Here is a 23,989-nt window from a genome sequence, read left to right as displayed (position 1 = left end):
AATACCGAAATGAGGTCGCTTAGAGACAACAGTAAATTTATATTATTTCATCTGACAACTTGACAGGGCCTAGCGCAATAGCCTACTTTTTCCTTTTTTTATCTTTTTTGGTCGTGAAATCGAGTGGCCGAGCCAAGCTTAAAGTGAAAATCGAACCTTTAGGCTGATTATCGGTTAGCTTAATTTGGGCGTGATTCAGGTCAGCTAACCGGGCCACGATGGCGAGTCCGAGCCCCGTGCCCGGAATAGTTTGCGAACGTGCCTGGTCTACGCGATAAAAACGTTCGAAAACATTGGCTTTGCTGTCGTCAGGAATGCCCATCCCATGGTCGGCAATCGCAATTGTTGGTTGTGGTGACGCGCTGACCGTAATCGTGATTGGCTGATCGGCAGGGGAATATTTACCGGCGTTGTTTAACAAGGCAATCAAGATTTGTTGTAAATTATCTGAATTAAATTGTGCCATTACCGGTGACTTTGGGAGCGCCAAGTTTAACGGTTGTGACAAATTAGACTGATAGTTGGCGGCAACTTCTTGCACGACCAAATTGATATTGATCGTTTGGGTCGTGACCGTCGCATGATCCATTCGCGAAAGCCGTAATAAGCTTTCAACCAAGGATTGCATCCGTGCTGATTCGTGATCAATCGCTTTTAATGAGCGTGGGACCACTTCAGGGTGGTCGGCAGCATGGCGATTGATCAAACTAATATGGCCGCGAATTGCTGTCAATGGCGTGCGCAATTCATGCGAGGCATCGGAAACAAATTGATGATCACGTAAGGCCTGTTCATTTAATGATTTTAATAGCAAATTGATTTCAGTCCCGAGATCATGGACTTCATCTGGATGAGCAGGCACCGGCAAAACTTCATGATAAGTAATGTTGCTCGCATGATTAACTTTTTTGGCCGCATTTGTCAGTGTGGCGAGTGGCTGGTTCAATCGCCGGGCTAAACGTGAGGCGATAAAGTAGCCCAATAGCCCGCAAACGACAAGGGTGAGCAATAAATCTTTGATAACTAAAGTGAAAACGTGCAGAACGTCATCAAGGCTCGTCCAAGTTTCATAATAAATATGATTGGCATCATAACTTGAACGATAAAACAAACCGAAGCCTTCTCGATAACGGACCGCTGTAAAAATTGGCGCCGTCCATTCGCGCGCTTTTAAAAAGTCTTGCGCGTCATTGGAATAAAAGACGTGTTTGGCACGCTGGGGTAGCCGAGTGTGAACGATAACGTAGGTGTTTTCAGTATTAATTGGGCTATTGACACTCCACTGATGCCAGTCGGGCTTATCATCAATTACCGAACGTTTCAAACTTTTGATCAAGGTTTCAGCGTCATCCATCCGACTACGCGTGAGTCGATAGCCGACGACAGTCGCGATTGAGGTCCCGGTAATTAGCACGATTAGCAGCATCATCCAGGTGAAGGTCCGGGTAATTTGCGCCGCATTTGAATGGCCTTGGAAATTTTTAAATAAAAAATTTGTTTTGATGGCAGACATTATTTTCTTCATATAAGTTAACTATTTGCAGGTTGAAGTGGCCGTAAAAACCGATTCAGCGCCGCCTTTCTTTAGAATTAATTAATTATTTAAATCATACACCGTAATTAGGTCGTTGACTTAATTTTGAGCTTTGGATAAAAATCCAAGCAGGCGTAAGTTTAGCCAGCTTTCTTCGGCTGAGCAAGTCATGATAACAGAAATTTATCTGAAAAAAATTCAGATAACCCTCAGCAAAACCAACTAGTTCAATTACCGTGGACAGACCATACTAGCCTCATCTTAACCGGTCACGTGTGGTGGCCGATTAATTGCACGATTAGAGGAGGTCTTTCGGATGCGTAATCCTAGATTAACGATTATTGTTCCTTGTTACAACGAAGAAGAAGTTTTACCAAAATCAGCTCAAATTTTAGGTGACATTTTAACGCAACTTATTGAAAAAAAACAAATAAACGCTGAAAGTAAGCTACTATTCGTCGATGATGGTAGTAAAGATAACACTTGGTCATTGATTCAAGGCTTAGAACGGCAGTCAACGATAGTTACTGGCTTGAAGTTTAGCCGCAATTTTGGTCATCAAAATGCATTAATGGCTGGGATGAAAACGGCCGCAGCGACATCGGATGCTGTGATTACAATTGATGCTGACTTGCAAGATGATCAAACAATCATTCCAGAAATGGTTGCGCGCTTCAAAGTTGGTAGCGATATTGTCTTAGGCGTTCGCAATGATCGCAGTAGTGATTCTCATTTCAAGCGTTGGACCGCTGAAACTTTCTATGGCCTGATGGGCAAAATTGGCGTGCAATTAGTGCCTGATCATGCCGATTTTCGATTGCTTAGTCAACGGGCCGTGACTGCTTTGATGGCTTACTCCGAGAGTAACTTGTTCTTACGCGGCATTATTCCACAATTAGGCTTTCCGACGACGAAACTTTATTATCAACGGAAAGCACGCTTTGCCGGGACGTCCAAATACCCGTTCCGTAAAATGATGGCTTTTGCCATGGACGGCATTACTTCTTTCTCAATTGCCCCAATCGAGGCGATTCTGTCTGTCGGAATTGTTATTAGTAGTGTCAGTTTGTTAATGATGTTGTTTGCTTTAGTCCAAGGATTCTTAGGAACCGCAGTCACCGGTTGGTCTTCACTGATGACGAGCTTGTGGTTCTTAGGCGGCATGCAACTGATTGGCATTAGTATTGTCGGCGAATATGTCGGTAAAATCTTTACCGAAGTGAAACACCGGCCACGTTATATTATTGAGACTGATGATTATACGGCGACTCAGCAACCAGCCGTCTTAAATCAGAAACAGGCGCAGCGGTAAGCATGTCGCGCCTGATGAAGGGACTAAACTGGCTGACCGTGGGGATCTTTGGCGGGGCGATATTAGTGGCTTGGTTGCAACCGGTTAACTTTTTAGGTGATCCGGATTGGGCCAGCCCCGCTGTGACTTTAGGGTTAGTTTTGGGACTATTGGTAATCATGAATGCTGGTCGTTGGTGGGTTAGCCGCTGGCAGCCAGTGACTTATCGGCGCGTCTTGCTCGGGGTACTAGTGTTGATTGCGGTGACGCAGCTGATTGTTGCCCTTAATTTTATTGATGCCGCCCGCGCCGATTCTTATTTTGTGCGAAGTCAGGCTATTGCGATTGCGCAAGGAAAACAGACCTGGCAACATTATTTCATGATTTATCCAAATAACGTGAATGAGGTGTTATTAGAAGCTGGGTTTATCAAAGTTAGTTCAATTTTTACTAATAATCCTTGGCCAGTTTTAAATGTGTTACGGTTTCTTTGGATTGACACAGGGTTGCTGAGTGGTCTCTGGTTATTGAAAAACAGTCGCCATTGGAATCCGGCCGGCTTATATTACGCTGGCCTATGGTTACTTAGCATGCCAATTTATGCCTATGGTGTCTTTGAATACACGGATGGCTTAGTTTTACCATTAATGATTGATAGCTTAGCCTTGATGGTCGCCAGCCTGCGACTGCCAGGTTGGCGTCGTTGGGCCTTAGTTGCTATCAACGGGTTAGTTATTGGTTTTGGCGTCATGATGAAATCTAATTTGATTGTGTTGTGGATCGCCGTGGTTTTAATGACCGTGGTGCTTTGGCGCAAACGGCGCTTAAGTGGTCGTCAAGCTGGTGGCTGGTTGCTGTCGTTGCTATTAACTTTAGCCCTCATGTTTACAGTTATGACGAGTTGGCAACGGCAAACGGGCTATCAGAAACAATCACAAACGGCCTTACCCGTTCAAAGCTGGATTATGATGAGCCTGAATCCTAAGAGTAGTGGGCAATATCAGTCGGCGGATTTTCAGCTGATTAATCGGCAAACGACCAGCCAGTCGAAAAAGACGGTGGCCCAAAAAACGATCAAACAGCGGCTACAAACAATGGGTCTCAGTGGCCTAATCGTTCATTTTTACAAAAAGTTTCGCGTATTTTGGGCGACCGGCAACTTTGATAGTTTTAAGTTAACGAGTCAATGGACTCACGCGCCAACTTGGTATTTGAGTCATCAACGCACCATTCAATTCTGGGTCGTGTTAGGCACGCAGGGATTATATCTGGCGGCGCTAATTCAAGGTGGCTGGCAGTTGCTCAAATCACGTCAATGGCAAACAACTTTTGTCGCGCTGACGATTTTAGGCTTGATGACTTTTCATGTGTTATTTTGGGAAGTTGAAGGGCGCTACGCGTTGCCACTGTTGCCAGGGCTGTTTTTATTGGCGGCTAGTGGTGAAGCGCGGTTGCCGAAACTTCGTTGGCCAGCTGCATCGCGTTGGTTAGTGAGCTGGTTTGCGGTTGTTTTAGCGGGGTTCAGTTTAGTGAGCTTGTGGCAAACGAGTCAGGCAACGCTTCTTGCTAATCCGGTTGTCGGCTTACAAGGTGATGGCTCATACGTGCAAACGACCAGATTATCATTGGGTGCGGGTCAAACGGTGACCACAACAATGCCGACTAGTGGCGCGAGTGAGACGCTCAGATTGAGCCCACTTGGACAACTGGGACGGGTGGCCGTGACGTTGCAAGCTGGCACCCGCCGTCTCAAAGTCTGGCAGGACAGTCCCAAAGCACTCACGCTATTGCATTATCCTTTGACTGAAGCGCGCTCATTAAAGCTGACCATTAAAAATATTGGTCAGAAGACGGTGGCTTATGGTGGAATCCGGTCGTTATATAGTCCGGAAACGGGACAAGTGACCACACAGTCGCAGCCTTATCTGCAATATCGCTTGAGTCGAACCGCATTAGACCGGCCGTTAACTAGTAGTCGGACCAGTGTCATCATGGTCGGTGGTCTGCTGTTACCAGTTTTACTTGCCATCTGGTTAATCCCAGTTGATCAGCCGCTACGAATTAACGGTGAGGTCAAGTTGGCTAAAGGTTAGGCGGTAAAATTGCCGCTTCCGGTTAGAACTGCTAACATGCGGCCGTGGGACCGGCCCAAGCCAAGCACGTCTTGGTCCTCGCCCGAAACCCTTGCAAAAGTCGCAAGTGTCTCGGACGGTCCGTGGTGTAAAATCGGCAAAATCGGCAAAATCGGCAAAATCGGCCGATTAAACGCCACCATCACGACCGATATTAGCAGTCCCAACCTACAGCTAACTAGGATTGGGGGAGATACTTGGAGCCGTTATGCTATGTCACAGATTGTTCTTAAGGTTGCTAGCAGCCTTTCGTTTTTAATAATGATACCAAACAGTCTCAATACAGTCGGATTGATAGCCATGGTTTCGCTTTCGAATTTGGCAGATTAATAAATAGACAACGTTCAGTTGAAAAAACGAACGTTGTCTTTTTATTTTGATCGTATTTCAGTTGTGACCATCAAGCTTCGCGGAAACAGGTAGAACCGTTGTGCCGAAGTTCCAGACCGTTCTTTGGCTGGGACTGTCCCGCATGGCACAACGATTCTGACTGTCGGAGCGCTCACCACGATTCTAGTCTAGGAGCGACCGTTGTTGATATGGTCTTGTTCACATTTTTTTATGATTGCAACTTTTAACCGAACCGCTAAATATTAGTAGTCAGCACGATGATGATAGTTTAGCTCAAACATTTTTTAATAAATAATTTCACTAATTTAATAATATAAACCCTGTTGTTATCAGGCTCTGATCGCAATTCTGAGAAAATTTCAGGAGTTGTTCATTTGTCCTAAGGGGAATACTTGCACAAGAGCAAGTATGCTAAGACCATGTTAAGTGAGGTGTTCAAGATGACGATATTACTAGCGAGTTTGTTTCATATTAATTTACTATTACCCCAACTGATGGCGAGTTTTGGTCATTGGATCTATATCGGCCTGTTTGGGTTGATTTTCATTGAAACCGGTCTGGTTGTTTTTCCATTTTTACCAGGTGATTCGATGTTGTTTCTATCGGGGTCACTCGCGGCGATGTCTGGTTCTGGCCTAAATATTGGCTTGCTGGTCGTCATGTTAATCTTGGCCGCCATTTTAGGTGATGGCTGTAATTTTGAGCTTGGTAAGCGGTATGGTCACCGACTCTTGAATAATCGTCTCTTGAAACGACTTTTCAAACCAAGCCGATTACAGATGACAGAACAGTTCTTTGAGAAGCATGGTCCAGCCGCCATTTTCTTAGGGCGTTTCGTACCAGTTGTGCGGACCTTAGTTCCTTTTACCGCCGGAATGACCGGAATGCGCTACCGCAGTTTTGCGATTTTTAACTGTCTTGGTGCGGTGAGTTGGATTCTGGTCACCTTAGGAACCGGATACTTATTTGGCAATATTTCAATTGTGCAACAGCATTTCGAATTAATGATGATGAGTGTGGTCTTGATTTCACTCATCCCAATGGCGCTGAAACTGTTAAAAGCGCGCCGCGTTTAATGAGTTTAACTTGTCGGTCACAACAGGAGGATTTTTATGTTAAAGCGAAAAGGTAATGAACATGGTTTGGCTTGGTTGTTTTTAGGTGTTTTTGCGATTTTAGCCATTCTCGTTAAAATGAATGCCAGCAGTATTCAAAGTATTGATGATCAAGGCTTTCAATGGCTAGCCAATTTAGATGGTGCCGGTGTAACTGCCTTTTTTAGTGGCATTGCCACTTTAGCCAGTCCCGCGGTGACCGTATTACTGATGGTCGTTTTTAGTGGCTTTCTCTACTTAAAGCATTATCGGCTCCTTGGACTATTTGCCATCACGACATTTATCGGTGGGGATGCTCTCGCACTAGGGATTAAATATTTAGTGGCGCGACTACGCCCAAGTAACCAGCTGGTCGCAGATACGGGTTATAGTTTCCCAAGTGGCCATGTCTTTGGCACCGTGTTACTCGTCACGATCGTCTTATCACTTGGGTTACAATTCATAGCCTCACGACCATTGCGAGCAGGACTGATCGTTTTAGGGATTGTTTGGATTTTATTGGTCATGATTTCACGGGTCTATTTACGCGACCATTACACTTCCGATGTTGCTGGTAGTTGGTTGTTAGCAGAAGGTTGTTGGTATCAGGCCAAGGCCTGGTTTTGTCGGTGGGAACCACAGCTACTCACAAAATTAAATCAACGGCGGACAACTAACCGCTAATGATGAGAAAAATTCAGCAGGCAATCAGCTGAGTTGGATGAAAGAAGTTAATCTGCATGAAAAAAATTTCAATTATTGTGCCATGTTATAACGAACAAGAGTTAATTCAATTATTTTATGAGGCAGTCCAGAAAGTCTACGAAACCAAGATTGTGCCAATTTGGCCACAGTATGGATTGGAATATTGGTTTATTGATGATGGGTCGACTGATAACACTTTGGCGGCCTTTCAACAATTAGCGCAGCAAGATTTGGATCAAGTCCATTATGTGTCATTTTCTAGAAACTTTGGTAAGGAAGCGGCGTTATATGCAGGACTTCAACACGCGACTGGCGATCTAGTTGCGGTGATGTATGTGGATTTGCAAGATCCACCGACCTTATTACCACAAATGATCAGTGGTATTTTAGAAGAACATTATGATGTCGTTGGAACCAAGCGGACGGATCGAAAAGGGGAACCGGTCATTCGGTCGTTCTTTTCAAACGCGTTTTATGGATTTATCAATGCGATATCAGATACAAAAATCGAACGTGGTGCCCGAGATTATCGGCTGATGACGCGCCAAGTTGTGGATGCCGTTTTAAACTTGCCAGAATATAACCGTTTTTCTAAAGGTTTGTTCAGTTGGGTCGGCTTCAAGACTAAGTATTTGAGTTACGAGAATCAGGATCGAGCAGCAGGCCACACACACTGGTCATTTCTCGACTTAGTGAGCTACTCGATTGATGGCATTATTAACTTCTCGGACAAGCCACTCGCGTTGGCATCGTTTTTCGGGTTGGCCTCATTTATCATTGCGGTCCTGGCAATGATTTTCATCGTTGTGCGGGCATTAATTTTCGGCAATCCAACTGTCGGCTGGCCCTCAATGGTGACGATCATGTTAATGCTCGGTGGGTTGCAGTTATTCTGCTTGGGTATTGTCGGCAAGTATATCAGCAAGGCTTACTTGGAAACGAAACACCGCCCAATTTATATTAGTAAGACCGAGAAGTAGTGACTCAGAAAAATCTGATTTGAGAAAACTTGCAATTCCAGCGACGGGTTGCGAGTTTTTTTGTGACCTAACGCTTGCTATTGAGTTCACTTCATGGTTTATGGGACTAGCAATGACTGAAAGAGACCATTTAGGAAGGCAAGGTGTCGCAATATGACAATATTTGAAGCACTTAGAAATGGGCAGGCTTATGACACTCGTGGCGAAGCTTATCGACAGGAAGTCCATGCCGAGATTGATCGTTCTGATGAGTGTCAATTTCGGATTAATCACACGAATCCACATGAGAAGGCTAAATTGTTGGCACTGGAAAATGAGCTAATGCCGGGTCAGATGACGGTGTCATGATGGGACCCGGGGTAGGATTATTTACGGTCAATCATGAGCCTAAAAATTTACGCACCATCCATACGAAAGAGATTCATATCAAACAGAATGCTTGGCTTGGCGCACGTGTCACCGTGTTACCGGGGGTGCCGATTGGTGAAAATGCCATTATCGGTGCTGGTGCCGTGGTGACTCATGATATTCCAGCTAATAGTTTGGCCGTGGGTGTTCCGGCAAAAGTCGTGAAAAGCCTAGATTAAGTTGCCTTTTTGAGAAAAATAAAAATATTTTAAAAAAGGCCTTGCTATGAAGTGAGCTTCATGGTTTAGGATGAACTTTGTTGAGAACAAGCAAACAAAAAAGTGAGGGATCAAAGGATGAAAAGGCGTCCAGTTGTGTTAATCATTGCCGTATTAGTGATCATTTTTGGAGGAGGGTTTTACTTCATGCAAACAAGCAAGTCAACTCAAGCAACCGGTTCAAGCGATACGGTCAAAAAGACGAGTCATCAAAGTACCACCAATCATAAAATGTTAATTCTCTACTATTCAAATTCTGGCACGACCAAGACGGCTGCTAAGGAAATTCAGAAGCAAACTGGTGCGGATCTTGTTGAAATGACGTTCAATCCAACTTATCCGACTAGTTACAACAAACTGGGTGCTTTTGCCCAACATCAAATTGATGTCAACGCTCGTCCCAAAATTACCAATCTACCCGATTTAACGAAATATGACACGATCTTGCTCGGCTTTCCCACTTGGTTCCATCGGCCACCGATGTTTATTAATTCGTTCTTTGAGACCGCAAAATTAACCAACAAAACAATTGTGCCATTTACAACCAGCGCTAGCAGCGAAATCAGCGAGAGCACGCCTTATTTGAAAAAGATGGCAAAAGGAACTGGCGCAACTTTACAGACGGGTTTCCGGGCCAATGAAACCGGGACGATTACGGCCTATTTAAAAAAGCATCAGTTGGCTAAATAAGTCGTCATATTTTAGGATTTGCGAGCGATTTCCCATCGTGTCAATAAGCAGGCTATACAGATTTGTCAGTAGTTGTCACTTCCGGTTGGAATTGCTCACATGCGGTCGTGGGACCGGTCCAAGCCAAGGACGTCTTGGCCCTCGCCCGGAACGCTTGCAAAAAGCGCAAGTGTCCCGGACCGTCCGTGGGGTAACGTCGGCAAAAAGCAGCCGATGTAACGCCACCGTCACGACCGATGTGATCAGTCCCAACCTTCAGAAAATTAAGCTTAGCGGAGATAGGCAGAGTCGATGTGCTGTGTCGGTAAGATTGGTCGGCGTTTTAGGCCGCCTAATCTTACGGGCGATTCAAAGACGTGGGTTATCGGCTTTGAATCGAAGTTCCAGACCGTACTTTGGCTGGAGCTGTCCCACCATAGCACAACGATTCTGACTGACGGAGCGCTCACCGCGAGTTTAGTTTAAGAAGAACGTTGCTGATATTGTCCTGTTTTTGTACTTGCAATCGTTAATTAATCATTAAGCTGATTTTTAAGGAAGTGTTGCTGGATAGTATGACTAGCATTAAGTTGTAAGATTAAGTCAATTTGAAAGTTAGCTGAGCTAACAGTTACGAAATGGAGGACTGTCTTTTGGCAAGTAATGAAGCAGCAGTAAAGCATGATGTCTTCGGATTTGGTCAAGAAAATCCAGATGTTGATCATCATTTCAATGGTAAGAGCTTTTTAACTGGGCTGGTTCCTAGTGGTGACGAGATTGATGTGCATGTGGCGAGCGTTAACTTTGAACCCGGCGCGCATAATAACTGGCATAGCCATCATGATGGTTATCAAATTATTTTGGTCACTTCTGGTGAAGGTTGGGGCCAAATCGAAGGTGAACCGGCGCGTTCTTTGAAGCCCGGCGATGTCATGATTTTTCATGATGGGGTTAAGCACTGGCATGGTGCCAAAAAAGATTCCTGGTTTACCCATTTGGTGATTGGTAAAGGGACGACCGAATGGTTAGAACCGGTTAACCAAGCCGATTATGATCAATTAAGTTAAGCTAAATCACGAAAGGACGATTAACATGACAGAAAAAGTAACTGCTGGACGTGACCGAATGGGTGACTTTGCGCCTAAGTTTGCGGAATTGAATGATGATGTCTTATTTGGAGAAGTCTGGTCAAGAACCGATCAGTTGTCACTACACGATAGAAGTATGGTGACCATTGCGGCGTTGATGTCAGGCGCGAATTTTCCACAATTAAAGTCACATTTAACCTTGGCTAAACGTAATGGCGTCACCCAAGCAGAAGTAACCGAAATTTTCACTCAGCTGGCTTTCTATTGTGGCTGGCCGAAAGCTTGGACGGCATTGAATTTAGCTAAAGAAGTTTATGCTGCGCCGACCGACGCAAAATAAGAGAGGGAGATGACAGTTTGAATAGTAAGGAAGCTGCCAAGATTATGGACCTACCGGTAGATACGTTGCGCTATTATGAACGGATTGGCATTATGCCACCAGTTGAGCGTAACCAGAACGGCTACCGTAACTATCGGAATACGGATCTTAATTGGATTTTTATTATTAAACGACTAAGAGAATCCGGATTATCGATTGAAGCACTGCTAGAGTTCGCCACGTTAACTCAAAGTAATGGCGATACGGCCGCGGCTAAAAAAGATATCTTGACTGAACAATTAGGCGAACTCGATGATAAGATGGCTGATTTAGAACATACGCGTAACTTGTTAAAATATAAGATTGATACCTTTGATCATCATTTAGGTCAATTCGGCGTTAATGGGGCTGGCACCCAGTCACCCGAAAAGTTGTGGGAAGATCCACGCTTTAATCGACGCGCAAAGCCATCATCAGATAATAAGTAAAATTAAATTACAAATAAGGCTTGCCGTGAAGTTCACTTCATGGTTTATGATAGCTTCATTGAGTTAAGCCAATGACTCATTGAGTTAAATTAAGTTGAGGAGGAAAGCAATGACAAAAAAAGTAATCGTGATTACAGGTGCTTCTAGTGGAATAGGCGAAGCAACCGCCAAACGCTTGGCTAGTGAGGGTAATCAATTAGTTTTGGGTGCTCGACGTGCCGAAAAGTTACAGGCAATTGTCCAAGATATTCAGGCAGCTGGCGGTGAGGCAACTTATATCGTCACGGATGTGGCTAAGTTAGCCGATGTGCAGGCGCTAGCTGATCACGCTATCAAGACTTATGGTCGCTTAGATGTTTGGATGAATAATGCCGGCTTAATGCCACAGTCACAATTTATTCAAGGCAAAATTGATGATTGGAATCGGATGATCGATGTCAATCTCCGGGGCGTCCTGAATGGTATCAAAGCGGCGTTACCGACGATGCGCGCCCAAAAGAGTGGTCAATTCATCAATATTTCTTCGGTTGCTGGTCATGCCACCCATTCAGGTGGTGGCGTTTATAGTGCAACCAAAGCGGGTGTCTTAATGATCAGCGAAGCCTTACGTGCCGAAGAAGCCGCCGCTGAAAGCAATGTTCGGGTCACGGTGGTCTCACCAGGGGCCATTGCGACCGAGTTGACGGATTCGATTACGGATGCCGCCACTAAGGCTGGAACTGAAAAGTTCTACAATGCCTTTGCGATTGCTCCCGAACGCGTGGCTGACACGATTGCATTTGCTGTCAACCAAGCTCCGGATACAGCGATTAATGAATTTGTTATTCGTCCCTCAAAACAAGTCATGTAATTAACTTAATACCTAATATTAAAGGAGAAAAAATTATGTCAGAAAATAAATTTGGATTAGTTTATGCCGGTGCGCTTGAAGATAATGTCGCCGGTGGTATTGAATTACGACCAATTTCATTTAACAATATTGCAGGAATTAAAATTGCAGCAAACTTATATTTGCCAAGCAATTTCGATGCAAGTCAATCATTACCAGCCATCGTCGTGGCGCATCCTAATGGTGGGGTCAAGGAACAAGTTTCTGGCTTATTTGCCCAACGGCTAGCCGAAAAAGGGTTTGTGACCTTAGCGTTTGACGCTGCTTATCAAGGTGCTAGTGCGGGTGAACCGCGCCAAACTGACCGTCCTGCTAACCGGGTTGAAGATATTCGGGCCAGCATTGACTATCTTGTTAAATTACAAGGCGTTGATTCTGATCGTATTGGTGCCCTCGGAATTTGTGGTGGCGGTGGTTACACCATCCAAGTTTCTAAGACTGATAAGCGGATCAAGGCCGTTGGGACAATTAGTATGTTCAACAGTGGTCGGGTTCGTCGGAATGGCTTTGGCGATAGCCAATTAGCCACCGTCAAAGATCGTTTGGCACAAGCTGCGGCTGCCCGCGCGAAATATGCAGCCACTGGTGAAGTTGACTACATCGGTGATTTATTGACACACCGGACGCACTTTACAAAAGAACAACTAGAAGCGATTCCAGCCGGCCTTTATCGTGATGGGGTTCAATATTATGGTGATACCCATTACCAAAAGAACTCACAAAGTCGTTACACGACGATGAGTTTAATGGATCTGATGGCCTTTGATGCCGAAGATCACATGGACTTAATCGATCAACCATTATTAATGATGGTCGGCGATGTTTCCGATACCCGTTACATGACTGAAGATGTCTTTAATAAAGCCACTGGGACGGATGACAAGCAATTAATCTTAATCAAGGGTGCCAGTCATATTGAAACTTATTGGGTTCCAGAATATGTGGACCAAGAAGCAGCTGCGATGACTAAGTTCTTTGACGAAAAGCTCTAATCGCATGATTTTTAAACGATAAATTATCAGCATCTAACTGTCAGATCAGTTGGGTGTTTTTATTTAAGGGGGAATTACGATTACTCAAAATAATGATGAACCGCGGGTGGACAAAGTTATGCCTGGTCAAAGCTTGATTTTGTATTATTCTAATTCTGGTAATACCAAGCGCGCTGCTCAACAACTTCAAACGCGAACCGGTGCGACGTTGATTGAATTGAAACTGGCACCAGCCTATCCCCAATCTTATTTTGGCTTAGGTTTACGCACGAAGCGTCAGTTGAAGAAAAATCGACACCCAGCGATTACTAATGACTTGAATTTAGCCCCATATACGACGATTTACTTGGGCTTTCCAACTTGGTTCCATCGGCCACCAATGTTTGTGAATACTTTCTTTGAAACCGCTGATTTAAATGGGAAGCGGGTTGTGCCATTCACGACTAGTGCCAGCAGTCCCATTTCAGAAAGTACCCCGTATTTGACTGAGATGGCTAAGGGCACGGGCGCCGACTTAAAAATTGGGTTCAGTGCTAATTATCTGCGGTCGATTACGGCCTATTTAAATGATCCGGTGTAACAATGTTCCGTTGATTATTCGGGCAAAATTAAAGGCTCCTAAACTGGTGTGTGCCGGTTTGGGAGTCTTTAATGATTTGGTGTCGGCAACTATTTTAGCGTATGATAAAAGAAAAAATAAGTTGGTGTGTTTGATGAACAAGGAAAGATTAGCGGCATTTACGGATGCCGTGCTAGCAATCATTATGACCATTTTAGTGTTGGAATTGGAGAAGCCTAAACAGATTAGTTGGGCAGGGCTCTGGGACTTACGGGCGAATTTCTTTGCGTATACGGTATCCTTTTTCTGGATTGGGTTAATGTGGGCGACTGAACATACGCATTGGCAGAAAGTTAAAAAAATTAGTGAAAGTACCGTGTATGCCTCGTTATTGATGTTGTTCTTATCTTCATTTTTCCCCTACACAACTAGCTTAGTGGCATCGAATTTTAATAATTCAACGGCCCAAGCGCTCTATGGCATTGTTATTTTGGCAGTGACATTCAGTAACCTTGCCATCTCAAAAACGTTGAAAACGGCCAATCCGGGAATCAGTTTTGGGTGGCTATACGATGTCAGCAATCGGTCAGTATTCATTGACGTGGCAATTAAAGTGATTGGCCTAGTCTTGTCAGTCACTATTTTCCCAATGGCGATGATGTATGCCATCTTTTTGGGGATGGTTGTCTTAACGACGGATGGCATTATTGAGAATCGGTAGGCGTGTGCCTGCACGAATAAAGGTGTTGCTCATGATTGTCCCCAACGCTATAGCAAACAAAGTCTGGAGGAAAACTTAAAATGAACAAGAAATTAAGCTTAGCAGAACAAAAAAATGTTGCTGAAAAAGTCCTCAAAAAGTATCATCAGGATTTAGGCGAATTATACGATCACGGAACTTCGCGAGAATTGCGCTCGGTAATGATGTATATCGCAAATGAAGCTAATCATAAGCAGCGTGTCGTTGCCGGCTTAGACAAATAAATGAAATTTTAGCCTTTTTGAAATGATGGTGCAAGTACAGAAGCTCCTGACAGAGTGGCGGTTGAGCTGAGATCACGACTTTTGAAGAACAAATAGCGTTCCAACCTGAATTTTTTCGGGTTGGAACGCTATTTGTTTGCCTTTTTAGTGCTTCTATCTTTCTCATTGATCAGTTTCTGTAGTCATTTAATAATTTTGTAACGAGTTTTGGCCCGTAAAGCAGTCATCAGCTTCGAAGGACAATGATGTCCAGTTTTGACATTCTGGTCAGTTGAATAGCCTTCATATCGCTTGAAGTTACCTCGAAAAAAATTTTTAATTAGCTAATTGTTTTTCAATGTCCAGATGACGGGTTTGCCAATAAATGAAGCCAGTGATAATTAAAAATAGGCCAAATGCACCCAATCCCAATATAAGCGAACCTTGATTAGAAATATTTAAGCCACTGCGATTATGTGTGTGGTTCATGAAGGTGAGAATCATTGGCACATCACTGAGCGCATGTAGGAGCATCGGTAGAATTAAGTTTTGCGTTTTTAAATAGACGCCACAGAGTAACAACCCAGTAATTGCTGCAAGCATGAGTTGCGGCAAGACGTAGCTTAGATTTAACCCAGTGAGATTGATCAAGTGGACAGAACCAAAAGCTAGACTGTCAATAATGATGACTAATAGTGTTTTTCCGGGCAGCGCCTTGGCCAATAGTGGCAATAGCACCCCGCGGTAAATATATTCTTCGGTAATGCCAATTAAGCCGACATACCCCCCGTAAAATAGGATCATTGGACTGAAAGGCAAGCGGCCAACTTGCCAGATGCCAAGCGCTTTTGGGAGTAATAAAATCAAGATGGCTGGCAAGCAGACGAGTAACTGTTGCCAACCGCGTTGTGAGTGCCAGAACTTGATGGGCATTTTGAACCAATAGTGATTCAGCGCGACGACAATGATCAAGATGATTAAATCCTGACTGAGTCCAGAATAAAGGACCGGTACGGCCCAACCGGTGAGCCAAGGTACGACTAAAAATAGGGCTGGTACTAGGATAATTAAGAAAATTGCTAACCATGAGTAACAACGTGACTGTGACATACAAACATCCCCCCGGACTAAGTTAAGCTTAGTTTACCACTGTTATTTGATTGGTAGCGGATTATATGTGAAAACTATCACGATGGAAATTAAGCCAAATAAAAATCCCGCCAATAACTTGACGGGATTTTAATGGCTATTTGTTAAAGGTATCGGCTTCAACGTCTTTGATAAATTGTTCCAAGTGGTCGAAGTAGACGGGGGCATTATCAATCATATGATGATGACCACCGTTTGGCGTTGTGACTAAGCGTGAGTTCGGAATGTCACGAGCCATCCGGCGGGCGGAAGCTAATGGCATTGTTTCATGCTCACCAAAGGTCAATAAAGTTGGCACTTTGATGTTATGAATTTGGTCACGCACGTCCCATTCCTTCAACTTACCGGTGATGACGAATTCGTTATCACCTTGGAAGGCGTTGTAGACCGGTGTGGCAGTCGTATCAATCAAATGTGAGATCGCTTTTGGTTGTTTCCGGTCAACATAGTTGGCGTTCAACACATCCACATACTTTTGGTATTGGGGATCATTCCAGTTGCCTTCAGCTTCTTTTTGCTTCATATAAGCAACCGCATCGGCTGGTAAGCATTCTTCACGACATTTGTTGACGTTAACGACATATTCTTCAATGTTATCGACCATACTTGAAATGATGGCACCCTTGAGGTGTTGACCATATTTCAACGCATACATCATGACTAAGGCACCGCCCCATGATTGACCGATTAAATAGAAGTTATCCAAACCAAGCTTTTGACGAACTTCTTCAACTTCATCCAAGAAGTAATCGTAAGTCAAATACTTCTTAGCAATTTCTGGGTCGGAATAGTCGGGTTGGTCAGAATAAAATGAGCCAAGTTGGTCATACATCGTAACTTGGACACCGAGATCGGCTAACTTTTCACCAAAGTTTTCCCAGTATTCATGATTGCCACCAGGGCCACCATGTAAGCAAAGCAGCTTGATGTCGCCTTCGCCTTGGGTGTTGGTCCATAAATGGTAGCCATTATCCAGCGTGAGGATCGTTGTTCCTTGTTTCAAATGATCACCTAATTTCGCGTTATTTATGCCGTGACCGGCACATGATTGTCATTATCTTACCACTGTTAAGGAGTAAGGGTCAAAAGGGACGACAAGCAGTGACAATTAGTGGTGAGTGTCCGGAAAAATGTCGTCTTGTGTGAAGTCGTGAGTGGCGATGAATTTTGCATCCAAAAATGGATTAGATTGGACTGGCGTATAAACGATTTGACCATCGCGGCCTTGATAGACGGTGAATTCTGAGTACATTGGTTTGATTTGGCTAGGCAGATCCAATAGGTTGGTCTGACCTACTCTGCGTAATCTAACAGTCATCGTGACTACCCCCTCGTTGTGATAGTCTGAGTATGACTCAGTTGCCGAGATAAGCCTAGTCAACGGACTTGCGATAACGGTTACAAATCGGTACGATTGAAGCGAGGTGAGAGACATGTTACTCCAAGAAAAAATGGCCCAGACGACCTTTTCGCCAAATGAACGGCTCATTGTCGCATTTATGTTGAAACAACAAGATCAGTTAAAATCATATGGCACGCCGCAACTTGCGGCGGCGACCTATACGTCGCCGTCAGTGATTGTCCGAGTCGCCAAAAAGTTAGGCTTCAATGGTTGGCGGGACTTAAAAGCGAGTTTCTTGGCAGAAGTCGACTACTTACAAACAAATTTTCAAGGGCTAGATGCCAACCGACCGTTTACGGCCCAAGATTCGGCGATGGACATTGCTGGTAAACTCGCCCAACTTGAAATCGAAAGTGCTAAGGATACGCTGGCGTTAATTGACCACGATTCTTTACAAAAAGCCCGGCAAATCATCGCGACTCACCGGACGGTTAATTTATTTTGTTTGGCTAATTTAAACTTTGTTGCTGAAGAATTTGTTTATAAAATGCGGCATATCGGTAAAACTGCGACGGCGTTTCCCATTCAGAATATGCTATTTCAAGAAGCCGCCATGCTGACAAGTGCGGATTGTGCCATCTGTTTATCCTATTCTGGCGAATCAGATCCGTTATTTCAGGCACTGGGTTATTTAAAGCAGAACCACGTTCCGTTAATCGCCATCACCAGTATTGGCGAAAACCACTTGTCACGTCTCGCGGATGTGACCTTACACGTAACGACGCGGGAAAAAGCTTATTCTAAAATTGGCGGCTTTTCTTCGTTACAGTCCATGAGCCTTGTTTTGGATATTTTATATGGCAGTTATTTTGGACTGAACTATGATCAAAATTTCCAGTTCAAGCAACAACTCGCGGAATTAACAGAGGGACAGCAACGACCAATTGATAATCAGATTATTGATGATGATGTTGACTAGGCGTGGTGGATAATCCCACGGTCTAGGTAACTTTGGACCGCAATTTCGGCGACTTCAATCGGGGTATATTGTGGTTGATAGTCGAGTAACTTTTGCGCATTGGCGATACTATACTGACCACTGCGCGCAATATGATAGTAGGTTTTGTCGACATCGACTGGATTATTGATGACTTTTTTCCAGGCGTCCCACGGTAAAAAGTTGATCTGTGGGGTCGTATCAAAGAAACGATACATGGCCAGCGCGTAGCCGTACAGTGTAAGCGAACTAGTACCAACTGCATGGAAGCTTTCGCCGAGTGCTTGATTACGATGAGTGACCGCTTTAAAAAAGACTTGTGCGACATCGCTAGCATGGACTAAGTGTAAAGTTTCCATCCCAAAGTTTGGTAAACTGATGGCCTGACCGTCGGCGATTTGTTGAAAGACATCCGTGTTACCATTGGCTAAGGGACTCATGATTATCCAACCCGGGCCTGAAATCTGACCGGGCATGATGACGGTCGCTGGAAAACCAGTTTCAAGATAAGCTTGTTTCAAATATTGTTCACTGGCATATTTTTGTTTGCCGTATTCGTCGAGTGGGTGCTTGACGCCATTCGGGTCGGCCGGTAAGGTTTCAGCCCGGCCATGCGCCCAGACGGACGAACAGAACAGATAGTGACTCAATTTGGTGGCCTTTAATGCGGCGACCATTTTTTGTGTATCCACTAAGGTGAAACTAATTAGGTCGATAACTACATCAGCATTGATTGCGGCCACTTTAGCTGCAAACTGGCTGTCTTTGCTTCGGTCCAAATATAAGTGTTCGACATGGCGCCACGCGCGGTCGGTCACATAGGGTTGATGCTTGCCACGAGTCACTGAAGTTACGGCATAACCAGCTTTAACTAACATTGGCACGAGATACGAACCGATATGGCCAGCGCCACCTAGAACAACTGCTTTTTTCATTTTTAAGTTCCTCCTTAACTGAATGACCATAGTTTATCAGCCCAGTTGCCTACTGAAAATAGGTTGAATTTAAGTTAGAAAGGCTTTCTCAATTTTGAGGTGTTTGGGGTCACATTTTGTAAAAGAACCGCCATAATCTAAAGGATTTAATGGTGGTCCCTAAAAAAATAAAATCAATAATCCCATGAAATAATTGATCTGATTGCGATTTGTTAACCAATATGAAATAATGGGTTAACAAATCTATTGCATAGGTGATGACAGCATGGCAACACAGACAGAAGTTTTAAAGCAACTGATTGAAGCAGCACCAGAATACTGTTCTGGCGACCAATTGGCCCAGCAGTTTGGTATTAGTCGCACGGCCATTTGGAAAACGATTCAAGGGTTACAAACTGCCGGGTACACAATCGAGAGTCGGCATGGTCGTGGCTATCGCTACGTGGCGACTAATCAATTGAGTGCGACCGTGATTCAAATGGGGCTACCTAGTGACCTAGCATTACAACTGGTGGTTTTACCAACGGTCGATTCAACGAATGCTTATTTAAAACGGTTGGTGAGTCGCACAAAACTGACCCAACCGACCGTTGTGATTGCCGAGACGCAGACGGCCGGTTATGGTCGCTCAGGTCGCGACTTTTATTCACCGGAGTCAACGGGAATTTATTTAAGTATTGGCTTGCCGATGCCTAGTCAGCAAACGTTTGATCCGGGACTCTTGACGACTAGTACTGCGGTGACCGTTGCTAAGACGTTAACGGCATTGTTTGATGTGAAAGTTGAGCTGAAATGGGTCAATGATGTTTTAGTGAACCATCATAAAGCTGTTGGGATTTTATCGGAAGCGGTTGCAGATTTAGAAGGTGGGCAAATTTCTACGGTCATTGTTGGGATTGGTATCAATTTAACCACCCAAAATTTTCCAGGGGCCTTATCAAGCAAGGCGGGTGCCATCACGGCGCAGACAGACGTCACTCGCAATCAAGTCATCGTTAAGCTGTTGACTGAATTCTTTAACAATTATCAAACGTATACAACTGGCGATTTTATGACCGATTATCGGCGCCTGTCGATGGTGATTAATCAGCAGGTCGAATTAAAAAGTGGCGCAAAAATTATCAAAGGTGTCGTGAAAGATATTGATTCAACTGGGGCTTTGGTTGTACAATTGCCGTCAGGCCGTGTGCAACGGGTAAGCTCTGGTGAAATTACAAAAGTCAATTTGTTAACGGGGGATTATCATGGTTAAACACACACAATTAAGTCGGCTGATTATTGCCGCAGAGTTGGCCGTTGGGCTAGCAATTTGCTCTAAAATTACGATTCCAATCGGTCTGATTCCATTGACTGGTCAGACGTTGGCCGTTGGTCTGATAGCAAGTATCGTGCCAGCAACGGTTGGCACTTGGGCAATTGGCATTTATCTCTTACTAGGGTTAATTGGTTTACCAGTGTTTGCAGGTAGTACGGCCGGGTTAGCAGCGTTATTTGGGCCGACAGCCGGCTATTTATGGGGCTTCTTCTTATATGTCTGGATTATGGGGGTCTTTCGTAAATTTACCAAACAAACACCCGCATTAATCTTTGGCAATTTATTTGGCGCCGGCATACAGATTTTAGCGGGTGCGTACTGGCTAGTTTTATCAGCCAAGTTATCATTTTCAGCGGCGCTTGCAAGTGGCGTGACACCGTTTTTAATTCCGGCTATAATTAAAGTAGTTCTTGTGGTTGTCGCGGCTAAAGCAATTTTACAGCGGTTACCGGAACGCTTCCAAATGAAAAATTAGCCCCAGTAACTCACTTAATTAATTATTGGGTTTAATAAATGAGACGGTTAATAAGAATAACTAAATAATATTAAGTAATACTAGTCAAGCGGGTGCATGACATATTATAGTAGGGACATTAGCGTCACGAGTTTAGGTAGTGGTTACTGACAGAAACAAATCAAGGGGTAATGGGAAATGAACGAAAATTTGCAGGGCGTGAACATGAGTCGCACGATGCGACGGATGAATCGGCATAAGATGCACCCGCGACGTTACATCACCGGCTTTGATGGCATCCGGACTTTGGCGGTCCTCGGGGTGATTATCTATCACTTAATGCCAGCGTCACTACAAGGTGGATACTTGGGTGTACCAATCTTCTTCGTCGTTTCGGGTTATTTGATTACAGATATTTTGTTGCAAGAATGGGAAACTCATGATTATATCCACTTGTGGAATTTTTATGGGCGGCGCTTGCGACGACTGTATCCGGCGTTAGTCGCAATGCTCCTAGCAACAACTGCGTATATCACGTTGTTTCAAAGGTCTTTGTTGACAAATATCCGGGCGACCGTGATGACCAATTTAGCGTATGTTTACAATTGGTTTGAGATTGGTCACGGTCAGAGTTATTTTGATCGGTTTAATGGTGAGTCACCTTTTACACATTTATGGTCACTTTCAATTGAAGGCCAGTATTACTTATTTTGGCCGTTGGTCGTCATCTTTTTATTGTTAGTCTTTAAAAAACGGAGTCGGATTTTTGTGATTATGATGGTCGCAGCCTTAGCTTCGGCCTTGGCAATGGCCTTGTTGTATGACCCAGCGAATACGAACCGGGTCTACTATGGGACTGATACGCGGATGTTTGCCATCTTGATTGGTTCAGGACTGGCATTCATCTGGCCGTCACGAGAATTGCCGCAAGATGTGAATATGGGCAATCAGATTACGTTAGATGTTTTAGGTGGTGGGTCGCTGATTGCCTTAATCATCATGTTTTTCCAAATGTCTGGTCAATCTGCTTTTACGTATCGTGGTGGTATGTTGATCTTTACGATTCTATCCGGGATTTTGGTGGCAACCGTTGCTCATCCAGCGAGCCATATGAATCGTTTACTAACTAACCCAGTCTTTACGTATATCGGACAACGCAGTTATGGAATTTATTTGTACCAATTCCCAGTCATGATTTTTTACGAAACTAAGGTGCATAACATTGGGAATCATCCATTGGTCAACAGTTTGATTGAAGTGGCCTTAATTCTGTTAGTGACAGAATTAAGTTATCGCTTCATTGAAAACCCCATGCGGCATTACGATTATGGTCAGTTGTTTACGGATATTCGCGACTTTTTCCGGGCCCCTCATTTCAATCGGGTGACTGGCACGATGGCGAGTTTAGCGACGGTGCTTTTTGTGATTACGGCAGTCGGCTTCGTTCAACAACCAAGTAAGGCGGCTAGCAACAAAAAAACGACCTTGCAGACGACCATTGACAAGAATACGCAAGCTGCCAAGAAGAAAAATGCGGCCGCTTTGAAGCGTCAAAAGGCCGCAGCTCAGGCTTCGGCGGCGTCACAGCAAGTGGCAGCCGACAAGATGAAAACGAAACAAGCTTACGATAAGCTGACCGATCCGCAGAAAAAAGTCGCGAGTGACTACGGTTTGAAGCCGCAAGTCGTACTTGCCATGAACAATACTGCTTTAACGGCGGTCGGGGACTCTGTTCTGTTAGACGTTTCTGCTGATTTACAGCAAGTCATCCCTGGAACGACGGTGCAAGGTAAAGTTGGTCGCCAAGTGACAGATGTGCCAGGAATTATTGCGGCATTGAAGTCACAAGGGCAGTTAGCCCACAATGTGCTAGTAAATATTGGGACCAACGGCACGGTTACCGGCCCACAAGCCGATCAAGTCGTCCAAGCCATTGGGAGTGATCATCAGATTTTCTGGGTCACGGCCCACGTGCCAACCCAAAGTTGGCAGAATCAAGTGAACAATCAAATTAATGCAACGGGTAAAAAGTATGCCAATGTCCATGTGATTGATTGGTATGGTGAAGCCTTGAATCAAAGCACTTGGTTTGCCAGTGATAATGTTCATCCGAACGCCACTGGTAATCGGTATTTGACGGCTTTGATTGCGAACCAGATTGCTAAAGTTAATAATAATTAAGCCACTCAAAAAATACGAGCTGTAATGATCTTGGAATTTTCCAATCATTATAGCTCGTATTTTTTAGCGGTCATTCTTGGGCATCATTAATATTTTGTTCATTAAGTTTTAAAATCTGTAGTCGGTTTGTTAATGATGCCGTGACGTAGGTCATGATTAAACGTGTGAATACCTGTGAGTCGTGATTAACTTGGACAGTTTCAAGTGCAGCCATATAGGCCTTGCGACTATTTTTGTCGGGTTGGACATTGATAATCGGGTAACCGGCTTGTAAAAGTGCGAAGTTCATGAGCAATCGGGCGGTACGACCATTGCCATCAATGAACGGGTGGATGGTGACGAAGCGAAAGTGTAATTCTGCTGCATATTGGACCGGGTGTAGTTGCTGTTGAGCCGTAGTTGACCAAGTAATTAGGTCAGCCATCGCTGGACGAATGTCAAAGGGCGCCGTATACGGACGATCTTCACGACCATTCGGCCAAACGTTCACCGCGCGATAAACACCAGCTTCATTAACTGTGTCAGCGGTTTTCATGGTTGCAATGCGATTTAAGTCGCGAATAGTAGTTTGTGTAAGGGGCTGCATCCGAGTGACTAGATCCAACATATAGTCATAGGCACTTCCCAGATCCAAAGTTTCCAAAACGGACTTAATCGGTAATTCATGGACGGTCATGCCGGCGTCTAAGATGGATCGTGTTTCAAACATGGTCATACGATTGCCTTCAATGGCGTTACTAGACCAAACATGCTCAACTCGAATTTCGCGTTCTAATTGCGCAACTTGTTTTTCTGAGAGTGGCCGATACCCTGAGAGTTGCATTTTTAAGTCGGTTAGTTGTTTTAATTGTGTCGTAAGCGTCGATTTCATGGTCTTTCCCCCTAGTCATTAAATTCGATAGTTATATTATATGATATAAGTGTTTTTAATGCAGT

26 protein-coding genes are annotated in these 23,989 nt (G+C 44.3%); 20 read left to right on the top strand and 6 right to left on the bottom strand.

The window, feature by feature from the left end; genetic code table 11:
* Nucleotides 1-82: 82 nt before the first annotated feature.
* Nucleotides 83-1,525, bottom strand: a complete 1,443-nt coding sequence (locus FFM74_RS03080; RefSeq protein WP_137625163.1) for a sensor histidine kinase — start codon at nt 1,523-1,525, stop codon at nt 83-85.
* Nucleotides 1,526-1,850: 325 nt separating this feature from the next.
* Between FFM74_RS03080 and FFM74_RS03075 the strand changes: the two genes are divergently transcribed.
* The 16 genes from FFM74_RS03075 (at nt 1,851) to FFM74_RS03000 (ending at nt 14,701) form a co-directional block, all read left to right on the top strand.
* Nucleotides 1,851-2,846 (top strand): glycosyltransferase family 2 protein, encoded by a 996-nt coding sequence (locus FFM74_RS03075; protein ID WP_137625162.1) that lies wholly within the window; start codon nt 1,851-1,853, stop codon nt 2,844-2,846.
* 14 nt (nt 2,847-2,860) lie between these two features.
* Nucleotides 2,861-4,918 (top strand): hypothetical protein, encoded by a 2,058-nt coding sequence (locus FFM74_RS03070; RefSeq protein ID WP_223877146.1) that lies wholly within the window; start codon nt 2,861-2,863, stop codon nt 4,916-4,918.
* Between the two features lie 830 nt (nt 4,919-5,748).
* Nucleotides 5,749-6,384 carry a VTT domain-containing protein gene (locus FFM74_RS03065; RefSeq protein WP_137625161.1) on the top strand — a complete coding sequence of 212 codons (636 nt, stop codon included), beginning with the start codon at nt 5,749-5,751 and terminating at the stop codon, nt 6,382-6,384.
* A 36-nt stretch (nt 6,385-6,420) separates the two neighbouring features.
* On the top strand, nt 6,421-7,086 hold the full coding sequence (locus FFM74_RS03060; RefSeq protein ID WP_137625160.1) for a phosphatase PAP2 family protein: 666 nt from the start codon (nt 6,421-6,423) through the stop codon (nt 7,084-7,086).
* A 56-nt stretch (nt 7,087-7,142) separates the two neighbouring features.
* Nucleotides 7,143-8,087, top strand: coding sequence for a glycosyltransferase family 2 protein (locus FFM74_RS03055; protein WP_137625159.1), 945 nt, complete (start codon nt 7,143-7,145; stop codon nt 8,085-8,087).
* A gap of 153 nt (nt 8,088-8,240) precedes the next feature.
* Nucleotides 8,241-8,435 (top strand): hypothetical protein, encoded by a 195-nt coding sequence (locus FFM74_RS03050; RefSeq protein WP_137625158.1) that lies wholly within the window; start codon nt 8,241-8,243, stop codon nt 8,433-8,435.
* Nucleotides 8,432-8,674, top strand: coding sequence for a DapH/DapD/GlmU-related protein (locus tag FFM74_RS13865; protein ID WP_137625157.1), 243 nt, complete (start codon nt 8,432-8,434; stop codon nt 8,672-8,674). The genes FFM74_RS03050 and FFM74_RS13865 overlap by 4 nt, the downstream gene beginning before the upstream one ends.
* 186 nt (nt 8,675-8,860) lie before the next feature.
* Nucleotides 8,861-9,403 carry a flavodoxin family protein gene (locus FFM74_RS03040; protein WP_171000642.1) on the top strand — a complete coding sequence of 181 codons (543 nt, stop codon included), beginning with the start codon at nt 8,861-8,863 and terminating at the stop codon, nt 9,401-9,403.
* A 632-nt stretch (nt 9,404-10,035) separates the two neighbouring features.
* Nucleotides 10,036-10,449 (top strand): cupin domain-containing protein, encoded by a 414-nt coding sequence (locus tag FFM74_RS03035; protein WP_137625155.1) that lies wholly within the window; start codon nt 10,036-10,038, stop codon nt 10,447-10,449.
* A 25-nt stretch (nt 10,450-10,474) separates the two neighbouring features.
* The gene (locus tag FFM74_RS03030; RefSeq protein ID WP_137625154.1) at nt 10,475-10,810 is read left to right on the top strand and encodes a carboxymuconolactone decarboxylase family protein; all 336 of its coding nucleotides are present in this window, start codon (nt 10,475-10,477) and stop codon (nt 10,808-10,810) included.
* Between the two features lie 17 nt (nt 10,811-10,827).
* Nucleotides 10,828-11,277 carry a MerR family transcriptional regulator gene (locus FFM74_RS03025; protein ID WP_137625153.1) on the top strand — a complete coding sequence of 150 codons (450 nt, stop codon included), beginning with the start codon at nt 10,828-10,830 and terminating at the stop codon, nt 11,275-11,277.
* Nucleotides 11,278-11,386: 109 nt separating this feature from the next.
* Entirely contained in the window at nt 11,387-12,127 is a 741-nt protein-coding gene (locus FFM74_RS03020; protein WP_137625152.1) for an SDR family oxidoreductase, read from the top strand.
* A 35-nt stretch (nt 12,128-12,162) separates the two neighbouring features.
* Entirely contained in the window at nt 12,163-13,158 is a 996-nt protein-coding gene (locus FFM74_RS03015) for an alpha/beta hydrolase (RefSeq protein WP_137625151.1), read from the top strand.
* A 118-nt stretch (nt 13,159-13,276) separates the two neighbouring features.
* Nucleotides 13,277-13,738 carry a flavodoxin gene (locus FFM74_RS03010; RefSeq protein WP_137625150.1) on the top strand — a complete coding sequence of 154 codons (462 nt, stop codon included), beginning with the start codon at nt 13,277-13,279 and terminating at the stop codon, nt 13,736-13,738.
* A 133-nt stretch (nt 13,739-13,871) separates the two neighbouring features.
* Nucleotides 13,872-14,438 (top strand): TMEM175 family protein, encoded by a 567-nt coding sequence (locus FFM74_RS03005; protein WP_137625149.1) that lies wholly within the window; start codon nt 13,872-13,874, stop codon nt 14,436-14,438.
* 80 nt (nt 14,439-14,518) lie between these two features.
* Complete coding sequence (locus tag FFM74_RS03000) at nt 14,519-14,701, top strand: hypothetical protein (RefSeq protein WP_137625148.1); 183 nt, start codon at nt 14,519-14,521, stop codon at nt 14,699-14,701.
* Between the two features lie 315 nt (nt 14,702-15,016).
* On the opposite strand, the gene FFM74_RS02995 is transcribed toward FFM74_RS03000, so the two are convergent.
* From FFM74_RS02995 to FFM74_RS02985, 3 genes are all read right to left on the bottom strand, one after another.
* Nucleotides 15,017-15,790 carry a CPBP family intramembrane glutamic endopeptidase gene (locus FFM74_RS02995; RefSeq protein ID WP_137625147.1) on the bottom strand — a complete coding sequence of 258 codons (774 nt, stop codon included), beginning with the start codon at nt 15,788-15,790 and terminating at the stop codon, nt 15,017-15,019.
* A gap of 136 nt (nt 15,791-15,926) precedes the next feature.
* Nucleotides 15,927-16,832 (bottom strand): proline-specific peptidase family protein, encoded by a 906-nt coding sequence (locus FFM74_RS02990; RefSeq protein ID WP_137625146.1) that lies wholly within the window; start codon nt 16,830-16,832, stop codon nt 15,927-15,929.
* A 105-nt stretch (nt 16,833-16,937) separates the two neighbouring features.
* Nucleotides 16,938-17,147: an antitoxin of toxin-antitoxin stability system gene (locus FFM74_RS02985; protein ID WP_137625145.1), complete on the bottom strand. Its 210-nt coding sequence runs from the start codon at nt 17,145-17,147 to the stop codon at nt 16,938-16,940.
* Nucleotides 17,148-17,262: 115 nt separating this feature from the next.
* Between FFM74_RS02985 and FFM74_RS02980 the strand changes: the two genes are divergently transcribed.
* A complete protein-coding gene (locus FFM74_RS02980; RefSeq protein ID WP_137625144.1) occupies nt 17,263-18,150 on the top strand; it encodes a MurR/RpiR family transcriptional regulator in 888 nt (295 codons plus the stop codon).
* Here FFM74_RS02980 and FFM74_RS02975 read toward each other — a convergent pair.
* Nucleotides 18,147-19,103: an NAD-dependent epimerase/dehydratase family protein gene (locus FFM74_RS02975; protein WP_137625143.1), complete on the bottom strand. Its 957-nt coding sequence runs from the start codon at nt 19,101-19,103 to the stop codon at nt 18,147-18,149. The two genes, FFM74_RS02980 and FFM74_RS02975, sit on opposite strands and share 4 nt — an antisense overlap.
* A 265-nt stretch (nt 19,104-19,368) precedes the next feature.
* Between FFM74_RS02975 and FFM74_RS02970 the strand changes: the two genes are divergently transcribed.
* From FFM74_RS02970 to FFM74_RS02960, 3 genes are all read left to right on the top strand, one after another.
* The gene (locus FFM74_RS02970; protein WP_137625142.1) at nt 19,369-20,355 is read left to right on the top strand and encodes a biotin--[acetyl-CoA-carboxylase] ligase; all 987 of its coding nucleotides are present in this window, start codon (nt 19,369-19,371) and stop codon (nt 20,353-20,355) included.
* The gene (locus tag FFM74_RS02965; protein WP_137625141.1) at nt 20,348-20,893 is read left to right on the top strand and encodes a biotin transporter BioY; all 546 of its coding nucleotides are present in this window, start codon (nt 20,348-20,350) and stop codon (nt 20,891-20,893) included. The genes FFM74_RS02970 and FFM74_RS02965 overlap by 8 nt, the downstream gene beginning before the upstream one ends.
* Before the next feature lie 177 nt (nt 20,894-21,070).
* Entirely contained in the window at nt 21,071-23,053 is a 1,983-nt protein-coding gene (locus FFM74_RS02960; RefSeq protein WP_137625140.1) for an acyltransferase family protein, read from the top strand.
* 70 nt (nt 23,054-23,123) lie between these two features.
* On the opposite strand, the gene FFM74_RS02955 is transcribed toward FFM74_RS02960, so the two are convergent.
* A complete protein-coding gene (locus tag FFM74_RS02955; protein WP_137625139.1) occupies nt 23,124-23,924 on the bottom strand; it encodes a Fic family protein in 801 nt (266 codons plus the stop codon).
* Nucleotides 23,925-23,989: the final 65 nt, after the last annotated feature.

Source organism: Lactiplantibacillus pingfangensis, assembly GCF_005404945.1.
In the GTDB taxonomy this organism is placed as follows: Bacteria; Bacillota; Bacilli; order Lactobacillales; family Lactobacillaceae; genus Lactiplantibacillus; species Lactiplantibacillus pingfangensis.
This window is presented reverse-complemented; position numbering and strand designations above follow the sequence as displayed.